This is a genomic window from Streptomyces sp. NPDC088910, assembly GCF_044749865.1.
Taxonomy (GTDB): domain Bacteria; phylum Actinomycetota; class Actinomycetes; order Streptomycetales; family Streptomycetaceae; genus Actinacidiphila.
This window is the reverse complement of the sequence record NZ_JBIVIV010000006.1, coordinates 140,886-152,999: the sequence shown is the minus strand read 5'-3', so window position 1 is coordinate 152,999 and position 12,114 is coordinate 140,886. Positions and strand designations below refer to the sequence as shown.

Sequence of the window (12,114 nt, the reverse complement as noted above, 5' to 3'; positions counted from 1 at the left end):
GTTCGGTCGTGGTCCGTACCCAGGCGCCCCCGCCTCCGGGCGCGGTCGGGGCGCCGGGCTCGGGGCAGAACGGGCACAACGGGCAGACCGGGAAGGCCGATCCCGCCGCGGTCGGCCGGATTCTGGCCGCCCAGCCGGGCACCCGCTCCTACCTCGGCACCGGGTCGGTCGCCGCGAATTTCACGGGCGTCGCCGGGGCGACGACGGTGGTGGCGTACCAGGGCGACTCGTCCTGGGGCGCTTGTCAGATGGTCTCAGGGCGCTGGTTCACCGCGCCGGGCGAGGCGGTCGTCGCCGACCGGTTCCTGAAGGCGGCCGGGGTCCGGGTCGACGATACCGTCACCCTGGAGCACGACGGCCGCGGCACGCCGGTCCGTATCGTCGGCGAAGCGCTCTCCACGGGCGACTCGGGCACGCGGGTCCTGATGGACGAACCGACGCTGACCCGCGTCGGACTGGCCTTCCGACCGGACACGTTCTCCGTGCGCCTGACGGCGGGCACTGACCGCGACCGCTACCTCGCGGCCCTCGACACCGCGCTCGGCCCGCTCGGCCTCGGCGTGTTCAAAGCGCTCGGCATGGCGCCGCGGCAGACCGTCGCCATGGTGCTCACCTCGGCGGGCTCGGTCGGCGCGGTCGCGGGACTCGCGGGTGTGCCGCTCGGTATCGCCCTGCACGGCCATGTGCTGCCGATCATGGGCGAAGCGGCCGGTACGGGTATCCCGCACGCCGACCTCGCGGTCTACCACGCCCCGCAGATCGCCCTGCTCGCGGTGGCGGGTCTGGCCATCGCCGCGGGCGGGGCGCTGCTCCCGGCGAGCTGGGCGGCCAGGACGCGGACGGCGGTGGCGCTGCGGACCGAATGACGGGGTGACGGAGTGACCGAACGACGGGGTGACCGGGTGACGGGTCGGGACGGGGGCGCCGGTCGTTACGAGGCGTCCTCGTCCTCTTCCTCGTGCGGGGCCTCCGGCGGCGCGAGGAACGGGTCGTTGACCGGCGCCGGGTTGGGCACGGTGGCCGGGCGTGGGGCGGTCTGCTCCGGATTGGAGAAGAGCGAAGGCGAAGAGTCCATGAAGATCCCCCAGTGAGTGGTGATGACGGCGGTCGCCGCTGCCTCGGTCCGCCCGCGGCGGTCGTCGCCGTCATTGCTGACGGCTCCGCCCTGGTGCGTGGGAAAACGGCAGGTCGTGCTGGGACGACGGTACGCGCCGCCTATGACGGTACGCCCTGCGGGCCGCAGGACCGAACGTGGCGTTGGCCCTGGCGGGTCGGCGGGGTCCGGAGCGGGGTCGAAGCGGGGTCGAAGGGGGCCCGGCGCCGGCCCCGGTGCGGCCCGGCTCGGGCCTGTCGCGGCGCTGCGGCGGTCCCGTCGCGGCCCGGTCGCGGCCCCGCGCGGTCAGTCGTGCGGGCGTCCGGGGGAGGGCGGGCCGGGGGCGGCGGCTTCGGGCGCGCCGCGCACCAGGGCGCGGCTCGTGGCCACCGCGAGGTCCGCGGTGCCCTCGACCCCCTCCCGCGGGCTCACGCGGCTGAAGAGGCCGCCGGGGTGCAGTGTCGCGTAGCCGTGGGCGGCCGTCACGTGCTGCTCCAGGAGCGTCAGCGCGGCGGCGGGACCCTGACCGAGGGCGTCCTGGGCCAGTTCGAAGAGCAGGTCCACCAGCCGGCGGCCCGCGTCGGCGAGGTCGCGGTCCTGGAGCGCCACCAGGGGCCTGGCGAAGATCACGTCGAAACCGGCGCCGCGCGCGCCGACGTAGCGGACGTACGCCCCCGCGGTCGCCGCGAAGCGCTCGGCCGGGTCCTGGCCCGCGCCGTCGGCCGCCTGCCGGAACCGCTCGGCCAGTTCCTCGGCGGCGCGGGTCGCGACCGCGGCCAAGAGGTGGTCGCGGTCGGCGAAGTGCCGGTAGGGCGCGGCCGTGCTCACCCCGAGCCTGCGGGCGACCCGCGCGACCGAGAAGGCCGCGGGCCCCGCCTCCGCCAGCAGATCGAAGCTCGCCTCGATCAGCGCGGGGCGCAGCTCGCCGTGGTGGTAGCGGCCCCGCTGGGGGCCGCCCTGCGCGTTCCCCGACACGGGCCGCCTCCTCGCGCGCTGGACGTGATAGCCCTCTTACCGTACCGTAGTGATAGCCCTCTTACATTCCTCGTGCGCGGAACTCCCCCCGCACACTCGAACCCTCAATCCCGCAGGGACGGAAAAGTCATGACCGAAATCAAGGACAAGGTCGTCGCGATCACAGGAGCCAGCAGCGGAATCGGCGAGGCGACCGCGCTGCTGCTCGCCGAACGCGGCGCGAAAGTGGTGCTCGGCGCCCGTGGGACGGACCGGCTCGCCGCAGTCGCCGCACGGATCGGGAAAGCGGGCGGCGAGGTCGCCCACCTGCGCACCGACGTGCGCAGCCGCGCCGACGTCGCCGGGCTCGTGGGCCTGGCGACCGAGCGCTACGGACGGCTCGACGTGCTGGTCAGCAACGCGGGGGCGATGCCGATCTCCCCGCTCGACGAACTGCGCGTCGAGGACTGGGAGGAGATGGTCGACGTCAATCTCAAAGGCGTGCTGTACGGCATCGCCGCCGCGCTTCCGGTATTCCGCGCGCAGGGCTTCGGCCATTTCGTGAACACCGCGTCCACGGCGGCCCACCGAATTGTGCCCAGCCAGTCGGTCTATTCCGGTACGAAAATGGCCGTGCGCGCCGTCTCCGAGGGCCTGCGGCAGGAAGCGGGGGGCAAGCTGCGGGTGACGATCGTCTCGCCCGGCATGACGATGACCGAATTCGCGGGCGGCATGCGGCGCCCCGAAGCGCGCGCCAAGCTGGCCGAGATGGTGGAAGGGATCGCGATGCCGCCGGACGCCGTCGCCCGCGCCATCGCCTTCGCGATCGAGCAGCCCGCCGACATCGACGTCGGCGAGATCGTCGTCCGCCCGACCGCGCAGAGCTGACGGCGCGGGACCGGGTCGGCCGGTCCCGCGCCGCCGGTACGCGAACGCCGCACGTCGGACGGTCAGCGGTCAGCGGTCAGGGGTCCGGGGTCCGGGGTCAGCGGTCAGGAGGCAGGAGGCGGCGGGTCTCAGGCGGTCGTGGTCGTCATCTGGCCGGTGCCGCTGTCCTGGAGCCACTGCGACCAGGACAGGTTGAAGTCGGCGTAGCCGTTGTTACCCGGGGCCTTGCCGCGCGGGGAGCCGGTGATGGTGACCGGGTCGCCCTGCTTGACGTAGTTGTAGAACCACTTGGCGTCGGTGAGCGACAGGTGGACGCAGCCGTGCGAACCGAAGCTGTGCCCCGGCTGCGGGTCCCCGGTCGAGTAGTGGATGTACGTGCCCGAATTCGTCAGGTGCACGTCCCACGGCAGGGTCAGGTCGTAGTAGTCCGGATTGCTCTTGTCGCAGGTTATGTGGACGCTACAGGACGTCATGTGGACCTTCTCCGCCTTGTCGATGACGGCCATCGTCCCGTCCCAGGAGGGCCACGTGGGGCTGCCCGCGTCGATCGGCAGGGTCTTCACGACCTGTCCGTTGTGCGTGACCTTCATCGTGTGACCCGGCACCGACACGGTCGCCTCGTTGTCGTCGCCGACGGTGAACGCGTGGTGGTAGCCGTGCACCCCGTACCGCCCGTTGCCGTTGGGCACATCGGTCAGATTCGCGTCGACCGTGACCTTCGTGCCCGGCTTCCAGTACGACTCGGGCCGGAAGTCGACCCGGGTGGTGCTGAACCAGTGCCAGGCGCCGGTGGTCGGCACGGACGTGGTGATCTTGAGGTGCTTCTCTATGTTCGCGCGGGCCGAGGCCGCCACCGGGTTGGTGAAGAGCACCGAGACCGGCATCGCGACGCCGACCGTGGTCCCGGTCTGCGGGGTGATCGTGTCGAGCAGCATCGGCGGCCCCTTCGGGGTCGGCTTCGTCGGCGAGGGCGTGGCGCTCGGCTTCGCCGACGCCGACGCCTTCCCGTCGGCAGCGGACGAGGCGGCGTCGTGCCCGCTCCCGCCGCACGCGCTCGTGCCCGCGAGCACCGCTCCGGCCACCAGCGCGATACCCAAGCTGCCCCTGAACCGACTCATGCCCCTGCTCCACTCGTATCACTGCGTCACTTACGTCCGGTACGTACGGTCGTGTCCCGGCGCGTCCGCTACGCCTGATCACCACGGTACGTCTACTACAGACCCCTACCCGATCACGGCGGTTGCAGGGCTCACGTAAAGCGACGGCCAAGCCTGCCGGATCGCCGCGTGGCGTGTGTCACACAGGGTGATGCGGTGTCACCGGGCGTGTGCCCGGCGCCCGGACGCGCGGAATCGCCGCCCGGACATGCGGAATCCGCCCGGAGACGCGGAATCCGCGCCGAGACGCGGAATCAGCGGCCGGACACGCGGAATCCGTACTCGGACCCGCGGACGCGGTGTCCGATCAGCCGGGACTCAGTGCTTGATCAGGCAGAAGGGGTGCCCCGCGGGGTCCGCGTAGACGCGCCAGCTCCGGGTCCCGGCGCCGTCGTCGAGCAGGATCGCACCCCTGGCCAGCACCTTCTCCTCGGCCTCGGCCAGATCGGGCACGCCGAAGTCGAGGTGGAACTGCTGCGGGGAGGCGGGCTCCGGCCAGCGCGGCCTGCGGTATTCGGTGACCCGCTGGAAGGCCAGCACCAGCCCGGCCGCGGTGTGCAGTGTCGCCCAGCCGTCGCTCAACGACCAGCGCGGATCGGGCCGGTCGACCGTACCGCCGAGCAACGACTTGTAGAACCTGGCGAGTTCCGCCGGATCGGAACAGTCGAGCACCACGCACTGCAATTCGGCAATCATGAACAGAGCGTAGGGGGCACGGCGGCTCCGGCGCGCGACGGCGGGGCCGAAACCGGCGGTACGGCCCCCGCACGACGGAATCTTGCGAACGGAACCTGTCTCACGCCGTCACACCTGGCGATAATGCGGGGCATGGGGTCAGTGATCACCGTGGTGTCGGTCGCGCTGGTGGTCGCGGGCGCCGCGGCGGCCCTGTTCTGGCTGGTTCGCGGGCGCAGGGGATTCGGGACGCCCGCCGACCGGGCCGCCTTCGCCACCCTGCACTCGGCGTCACTGGCCGCGCCCCCGCTGCGCAACGGCCTCGACCCCGAGTCGGCCCGCAGCGCCGCCCGCCATCTGCGGGCGCTGCTCGGCACACCCGCGCTGGCCGTCATCGGCGACGGCGAACTGCTGGCCTGGGAAGGTCCGGGCCGCCGACACGCGGCGCAGGCCGTGGAACACGCGCGGGAGGCGATGGACGCCGGGCGGCCGTGGGTGGTCCCGGCCGAGGAGATCCACTGCGGCGACGACCGGTGCCCGATCCGCAGCGCCGTCGTCGTACCGCTGGTGGTGGACGGCCTGGTCGTCGGCGCGCTGTCGGTGTACGCGCGCCAGGTGTCGGCGGGCCTGGTCAGAGCCGCGGGCGAGGTCGCGCACTGGGTCATCTCGCAGTTGGAACTCGCCGAGCTGGACCGCTCGCGCACCCGGATGATCGAAGCCGAACTGCGCGCGCTGCGGGCGCAGATCTCCCCGCACTTCGTCTACAACTCGCTGACCGCCATAGCCTCCTTCGTCCGCACCGACCCCGACCAGGCCCGTGAACTGCTCCTCGAATTCGCCGAGCTGACGCGCTACAGCCTGCGCAGGCACGGCCAGTTCTCCACCCTCGCCGAGGAGTTGCGGTCCGTCGACCGCTATCTGCGCCTGGAACGCGCCCGGTTCGGCTCCCGGCTCCGCGTCGATCTGCTCATCGCGCCCGAAGTGCTGCCGGTGGCCGTACCGTTCCTCTGCCTCCAGCCGATCGTTGAGAACGCCGTACGCCACGGACTCGGACCAAAGTCGACGCCGGGGCGCATCACCATCAGGGCCGAGGACGCGGGCGCGGAGTGCCGCATCAGTGTGGAGGACGACGGCGTGGGCATGGACCCCGAGGAGGTCAGGATGCGGCTCGCCGGAGAGGACGACGGCGACTCGCTCGGCCTGGGCAATGTCGACGAGCGGCTGCGTACGGTCTTCGGCGACGAGTACGGCCTGGTGGTGGAGACCGCCCCCGGCGCCGGGACGAAGGTCAACGTCCGGGTGCCCAAGTACCGGAACGGAGTACGCGCATCGTGAAACCGTTGCAGGTCCTGGCCGTCGACGACGAACCGCCCGCCCTGGAGGACCTGACGTATCTGCTGCGCGGCGACCGGCGGGTCGGCCGGGTGCTCAGCGCGGGCAGCAGCGACGAGGCCCTGCGGCTGCTGGAGGACGAGTCGGTCGAGGCCGTCTTCCTCGACATCCGGATGCCGGGCCTCGACGGCCTCGACCTGGTCCGCGTCCTCGGCCGCTTCGCCCGGCCGCCCGCGGTCGTCTTCGTCACCGCCTACGAGGACTTCGCCGTCGACGCCTTCGCCCTCAAGGCCTGCGACTACCTGCTCAAACCGGTCGGCAGGGAACGGCTGGCCGAGGCGGTCCGCCGCGTCGCCGCCGTCATCGAGGGCAACACACCGGGAGCCGCGCCCGCCGGCCGCTCCGACGAGCGCATCCCGGTCGACCTCGGCGGAGTCACCCGCTTCATCCGCCGCGAGGACGTCGCGTACGTCGAGGCGCAGGGGGACTACGTACGCCTGCACGCGGGCGGCCACGCGCCACTGGTCCGGATAGCGCTCGCCGTCCTGGAGGAGCGCTGGGCGCAGCACGGCTTCGTCCGCATCCACCGCGGCTACCTGGTCTCGCTCCGCCACGTGGAGGAGCTGCGCTCGGACGCCGGGCACTGGACGGTACGCGTGGCGGGCGGTGAACTCCCGGTCAGCCGACGCCACTCCAGGGAACTGCGGGACCTGCTGATGCAGTGGTCGCCCGCGCCCGGCGAGGGGCCGTCATGAGCGGTACGCAACCGCCACCGCCGCGCCGGGTCGCGGTGACCGCGCCGCGCCGCGACCGTACCGGCGGCTGGTCCGCGCGAGCCGTCGCCGAGGACCTGCACGCACAGCCGCGCCTCGGCCAGGTCTATGTCCGCTCCCTGGTCAGGGACCAACTGCGGCTCTCGCTCGGCGTGCTGGCCGTCCTCGCGGTCGTCATCGGCGGTCTGCCCGCCGCCTTCGCGCTCGCGCCGGGGCTGCGCACGGTGGACGTCCTCGGGGTCCGGCTCGCCTGGCTGCTGCTCGGCGTCGTCGCCTACCCGCTGCTGGTGGGCGCGGCCTGGTTCCACGTACGGCACGCGGAGCGCGTCGAGCGGGACTTCACGGATCTGCTCAACGCCCCGGACACGCCGCCGGGTTCGGCCCCGGCACCCGCGGCCCCGACGGACACCGCCCCTGACGCGGCGGCGCAGGCCGCGCCCACCGCCCCTGACCCGGCACCCGCGGCCCCGACGCCCAGCGCCCCTGACCCGGCGGCGGGACCCGCGCCCACCGCCTCTGACCCGGCGACGGGACCCGCGCCCAGCGCCCCCGGCCCGGAGGCCGGATGAATCCGGCGCTCGGCTTCACCGCCCTCGTCGTCGTCCTCGTGGCGACCGTCGTGGTCGGCTTCTACGGCCTGCGGCTGTCCCGCGCCACCTCGGACTTCTACGTCGCCTCCCGCGAGATCTCACCGCTGTGGAACGCCTCGGCGATCGGCGGCGAGTATCTGTCGGCCGCCTCCTTCCTGGGCGTCGCGGGCCTGTTGATGGCCTACGGCGTCGACATGCTGGCCTACCCGGTGGGTTACACGGCCGGATATCTGGTGCTGTTGCTGCTGGTCGCGGCGCCCCTGCGCCGCTCGGGCGCGTACACGCTGCCGGACTTCGCCGAGGAACGCCTCGGGTCCACCGCCGTGCGCCGGGTGGCGAGCGTCTTCGTCGCCGTCATCGCCTGGCTCTACCTCGTACCGCAGTTGCAGGGCGCGGGCCTGACCCTCCAGACGGTGACGGGCGCGCCGCGCTGGGTCGGCGCGGTGGTCGTGGCGGTGGCCGTCGTCGGCGTCTCGGCGGCGGGCGGCATGCGCAGCGTCACCCTCGTGCAGGGCTTCCACTTCTGGCTGAAGCTCACCGCCATCGCGGTGCCCGCCGTCTTCCTCGTCCTGGCCTGGCGGTCGGCGGGCACCCCCTCGCTGACCGCGCCCGACGTGCCGCGCTTCCCGCACACCACGGTCGTACGGCTCGACAGCCAGGTCCGCTTCGACGTGGCGACACCCGTGACGGTGACGGTCAGCGGCACCCTCGACGGCACGGCCTACGGCGCCAAGGGGGCCTCGCGCGCGGAGCGACACGGCGTGCCCGTACGGCTGGTGCGCGGCGAGCACACGGCGGAAGGCGGCACCGGCCTGACCTTCCCCGAAGGCGTCCCCGTACCGCACAAGGTCGGCCTCGCACCGGCGACCGGCGCCAGGTGGGCGAGCCCGCTGTCCGGCGCGGGCGGCAGATCGCACCCGCTGTACGCCGTCTACTCGATCCTGCTGGCCACCTTCCTCGGCACGATGGGCCTGCCGCACGTCCTCGTCCGCTTCTACACCAACCCCGACGGCCGGGCCGCCCGCCGGACGACGCTGCTCGTCCTGATCCTGCTGAGCGGCTTCTACCTGCTGCCGCCGGTCTACGGGGCGCTCGGCCGGATCTTCGCGCCGCAACTGCTGCTCACCGGGCAGACCGACACCGCGGTACTGGTGCTGCCGCAGATCACACAGGCCGGTGAGGCGGGGCGGCTGCTGGCGGCGCTGGCGACCGCGGGAGCCTTCGCCGCCTTCGTGTCGACCGCGTCGGGACTCACGGTGTCGGTGGCGGGCGTGGTCTCGCAGGATCTGCTGCGCGGCTCGACCCACGGCTTCCGCTGGGCCTCGCTCGCGGCGGCCGTACCGCCGTTGGCGATGACGGTCGCGACCCCCGGCCTGCCGGTGGCCGACGCGATCGGCCTGGCCTTCGCCGTCGCCGCCTCGTCCTTCTGCCCGTTGCTGGTGCTGGGCATCTGGTGGCGCGGACTGACCGACCTGGGCGCGCTGTTCGGCCTGGTGGCCGGGGGCGGACTCGCCGCCGTCGCGGTCGTGCTGACCAGCGTGCGCGGACCCGGCGGCGGCTGGAGCGCCGCGCTGCTCGAAGAGCCCGCGGCCTGGACCGTCCCCGTGGCCTTCGCCGTCATGGTCGTCGGGTCGCTGCTGACCCGCGGCCGGATCTCGCGCGCGGACGTCGACCGGGTGATGCTGCGCATGCACCTGCCCGAGGAGGTCGGCGCGCAGCCGGAACCCGGTCAGCCCGGTCGACTCGGCGTCCCCGCGCCGCGGGAGACGCCCGGCGCGCCGGGACCCGCCGGTGAGCGGTCACCGACCGTTCGCCGTATCTGACCGACCGCTCGCCGTATCTGACGGACCGTCCGTCGCCCGGACCCGACCGCTGGGCGACGCCCGCTGTGGGGCTGTGGCCCCCCGACGTCGGCGTTCCTAGCGTGGGAGCGGGCCCAGCACGGCCCGCGGCGGCGTACGTACCGCGCTTCGCGCCGCCATTCCTCACCGAGGAGGGAACCGCAGATGAGCACCCCCGTCACGACCGAACGGCCGCCCGTGGACGGCATCGCCGACCCCGGACCGCTCGGCCTCGCCGCGTTTGCCGCCACCACCTTCGTCCTGAGTTCCTTCAACGCCCACCTCATCGACCAGAATCTGCTCACGGTGGTCCTGCCGCTCGCGCTGTTCTACGGCGGACTCATGCAACTGCTCGCCGGAATGTGGGAGTTCAAGAAGGGCAACACCTTCGGCGCCACCGCCTTCGGTTCCTACGGCGCCTTCTGGCTCTCCTACGCGGCCTATGTGAAGTTCGTCGTCGGCGATCTGCCCCCGGACACGGCCAACCAGGCCACCGGCCTCTATCTGCTGATCTGGGCGATCTTCACCGTCTACATGACGGTCGCGGCCCTGCGGACCAACGCCGCGCTGTTCGCGGTCTTCGTGGCCCTGTCGGCGACCTTCATCGTGCTGACCGTCGCGGAATTCGACAAGTCCGTCACCATCACCAAGGTCGGCGGCTGGATCGGGCTGGTCACCGCCGTGTTCGCCTGGTACGCCTCCTTCGCCGTCGTCACCAACAGCACCTGGAAGCGCGCCGTCGTCCCCGTGCTCCCGCTGTCAGGACTCCCCGTCGGCCGCCGCGGCGGACCGGTGGAGGAGCCCCACTCATGACCGAGGAGACCCTCTCCAACCTGCTCAGAGAAGACCGGCGCTTCCCCCCGCCGCCCGAACTGGCCGCGCGGGCCAATGTCACCGCGGCCGCGTACGAGGAGGCCGCGGCCGACGTCGAGGCGTTCTGGGCCGCCGCCGCGGCCCGGCTGGACTGGGCCGAGCCCTGGACCCGGGTACGCGACTGGAGCCGGGCGCCCTTCGCCCGCTGGTTCGTCGGCGGGAAGCTCAACGTCGCCGACAACTGCGTCGACCGGCACGTGCGCGCCGGGCTCGGCGACCGGGTCGCCTTCCACTGGGAGGGCGAGCCCGGCGACACCCGCACGCTCACCTACGCCGACCTCCACGAACAGGTCTGCCGCGCCGCCAACGCCCTGCTCTCGCTGGGCGTGCGGGCCGGCGACCGGGTCGCGCTCTACATGCCGATGATCCCCGAGACGGTCGTGGCGATGCTGGCCTGCGCCCGTATCGGCGCACCGCACACCGTCGTCTTCGGCGGCTTCTCCGCCGACGCGCTGCGCGGCCGGATCCTCGACTGCGACGCGCGGGTGGTGATCACCGCGGACGGCGGCTACCGCAAGGGCGCCGCCTCGGCCCTGAAGCCCGCCGTGGACGAGGCCGTGGAAGGCTGCCCCGACGTCCGCAGCGTCCTGGTCGTGCGCCGTACGGGCCAGGACGTGACGTGGACCTCGGGCCGGGACGTGTGGTGGCACGACCTGGTGGACGCGCAGTCGGCCGAGCACGAGGCCGAGGCGTTCGACAGCGAGCACCCGCTCTACATCATGTACACCTCGGGCACGACGGCCCGCCCCAAGGGCATCCTGCACACCACCGGCGGCTACCTCACCCAGGCCGCCTGGACGCACTGGGCGGTCTTCGACGTCAAGCCGGAGCGGGACGTGTACTGGACGGCCGCCGACATCGGCTGGGTCACCGGCCACTCCTACATCGTCTACGGCCCCCTCGCCAACGGCGTGACCTCGGTGCTCTACGAGGGCACGCCCGACTCCCCGCACCAGGGCCGGTGGTGGGAGATCGTCGAGAAGTACAAGGTGACGATCCTGTACTGCGCGCCCACCGCGATCCGCACCTTCATGAAGTGGGGCGACACGATCCCGGGCCGGTACGACCTGACGTCGCTGCGGCTGCTCGGCTCGGTCGGCGAACCCATCAACCCCGAGGCGTGGATGTGGTACCGGCGCGCCATCGGCGGCGACCGCTGCCCGGTGGTCGACACCTGGTGGCAGACCGAGACCGGCGCGCAGATGATCAGCCCGCTGCCGGGCGTCAGCGTCTGCAAACCCGGCTCGGCGCTCAGGCCGCTGCCCGGCATCTCGGCGGAGGTCGTGGACGACACGGGCCGTCCGGTGCCGAACGGCTCCGGCGGCTACCTCGTGCTGACCGAGCCGTGGCCCGGCATGCTGCGCACCATCTGGGGCGACGAGCAGCGGTACATCGACACGTACTGGTCGCGCTTCCCCGGCTGGTACTTCGCGGGCGACGGCGCGAAGAAGGACGAGGACGGCGACATCTGGCTGCTCGGCCGGGTCGACGACGTGATGAACGTGTCGGGGCACCGGATCTCCACCACCGAGGTGGAGTCCGCGCTGGTGTCCCATCCGCTGGTCGCCGAGGCGGCCGTCGTCGGCGCCACCGACGCCACGACCGGGCAGGGCATCGTCGCCTTCGTGATCCTGCGCGCCGACGGCGAGAAGGCCGCGCGGGAGGCGGGCGGCGACGACGTGGCCAGGCGATTGCGGGCGCACGTCAGCAAGGAGATCGGGCCGATCGCCCGGCCCCGGCAGATCCTCGTCGTCGCCGAACTGCCCAAGACCCGCTCGGGCAAGATCATGCGCCGACTGCTGCGCGACATCGCCGAACACCGCGACCTCGGCGACGTGACGACGCTGACCGACTCCACGGTGATGGACACCATCCGTGAACGGCTGCCCGGCGGCTCGTCCTCCGGCGCCCCGGCGGACGAGGAGTAGCGGGGAGCGG

The 12,114-nt window shown here is 72.8% G+C and carries 12 protein-coding genes; 8 read left to right on the top strand and 4 right to left on the bottom strand.

The genetic code is table 11. The features are described 5' to 3' along the window. The first annotated feature begins 8 nt into the window (after positions 1–8). Positions 9–866 (top strand): ABC transporter permease, encoded by an 858-nt coding sequence (locus ACIP4Z_RS16015; RefSeq protein WP_401308399.1) that lies wholly within the window; start codon positions 9–11, stop codon positions 864–866. A 65-nt stretch (positions 867–931) separates the two neighbouring features. Here ACIP4Z_RS16015 and ACIP4Z_RS16010 read toward each other — a convergent pair whose 3' ends face one another. Both ACIP4Z_RS16010 and ACIP4Z_RS16005 read right to left on the bottom strand, forming a co-directional pair. Continuing rightward, positions 932–1,075, bottom strand: a complete 144-nt coding sequence (locus tag ACIP4Z_RS16010) for a hypothetical protein (protein ID WP_391045879.1) — start codon at positions 1,073–1,075, stop codon at positions 932–934. Between the two features lie 324 nt (positions 1,076–1,399). After that, entirely contained in the window at positions 1,400–2,068 is a 669-nt protein-coding gene (locus tag ACIP4Z_RS16005) for a TetR/AcrR family transcriptional regulator (protein ID WP_401308396.1), read from the bottom strand. Between the two features lie 129 nt (positions 2,069–2,197). Between ACIP4Z_RS16005 and ACIP4Z_RS16000 the strand changes: the two genes are divergently transcribed. After that, positions 2,198–2,935, top strand: coding sequence for an SDR family oxidoreductase (locus ACIP4Z_RS16000; RefSeq protein WP_401308393.1), 738 nt, complete (start codon positions 2,198–2,200; stop codon positions 2,933–2,935). 128 nt (positions 2,936–3,063) lie between these two features. Here ACIP4Z_RS16000 and ACIP4Z_RS15995 read toward each other — a convergent pair whose 3' ends face one another. Together ACIP4Z_RS15995 and ACIP4Z_RS15990 are read right to left on the bottom strand one after the other, a co-directional pair. Continuing rightward, a complete protein-coding gene (locus ACIP4Z_RS15995; RefSeq protein ID WP_391045872.1) occupies positions 3,064–4,053 on the bottom strand; it encodes an Ig-like domain-containing protein in 990 nt (329 codons plus the stop codon). A 357-nt stretch (positions 4,054–4,410) separates the two neighbouring features. Continuing rightward, the gene (locus tag ACIP4Z_RS15990) at positions 4,411–4,788 is read right to left on the bottom strand and encodes a VOC family protein (protein ID WP_188284292.1); all 378 of its coding nucleotides are present in this window, start codon (positions 4,786–4,788) and stop codon (positions 4,411–4,413) included. Positions 4,789–4,911: 123 nt separating this feature from the next. Between ACIP4Z_RS15990 and ACIP4Z_RS15985 the strand changes: the two genes are divergently transcribed. The 6 genes from ACIP4Z_RS15985 to acs all read left to right on the top strand — a co-directional run bounded on the left by ACIP4Z_RS15985 (position 4,912) and on the right by acs (position 12,104). After that, the gene (locus ACIP4Z_RS15985; protein ID WP_223187657.1) at positions 4,912–6,102 is read left to right on the top strand and encodes a sensor histidine kinase; all 1,191 of its coding nucleotides are present in this window, start codon (positions 4,912–4,914) and stop codon (positions 6,100–6,102) included. Next, positions 6,099–6,854, top strand: a complete 756-nt coding sequence (locus ACIP4Z_RS15980) for a LytTR family DNA-binding domain-containing protein (protein WP_355341632.1) — start codon at positions 6,099–6,101, stop codon at positions 6,852–6,854. Before ACIP4Z_RS15985 ends, ACIP4Z_RS15980 begins: the two co-directional genes overlap by 4 nt. Further along, positions 6,851–7,441, top strand: coding sequence for a hypothetical protein (locus ACIP4Z_RS15975; protein WP_401308387.1), 591 nt, complete (start codon positions 6,851–6,853; stop codon positions 7,439–7,441). The genes ACIP4Z_RS15980 and ACIP4Z_RS15975 overlap by 4 nt, the downstream gene beginning before the upstream one ends. Continuing rightward, positions 7,438–9,285, top strand: coding sequence for a cation acetate symporter (locus ACIP4Z_RS15970; protein ID WP_355341638.1), 1,848 nt, complete (start codon positions 7,438–7,440; stop codon positions 9,283–9,285). The genes ACIP4Z_RS15975 and ACIP4Z_RS15970 overlap by 4 nt, the downstream gene beginning before the upstream one ends. A gap of 183 nt (positions 9,286–9,468) precedes the next feature. After that, complete coding sequence (locus tag ACIP4Z_RS15965) at positions 9,469–10,116, top strand: acetate uptake transporter (RefSeq protein WP_188284288.1); 648 nt, start codon at positions 9,469–9,471, stop codon at positions 10,114–10,116. Further along, positions 10,113–12,104, top strand: a complete 1,992-nt coding sequence (acs, locus tag ACIP4Z_RS15960; RefSeq protein WP_401308382.1) for an acetate--CoA ligase — start codon at positions 10,113–10,115, stop codon at positions 12,102–12,104. Before ACIP4Z_RS15965 ends, acs begins: the two co-directional genes overlap by 4 nt. Positions 12,105–12,114 lie beyond the last annotated feature (10 nt).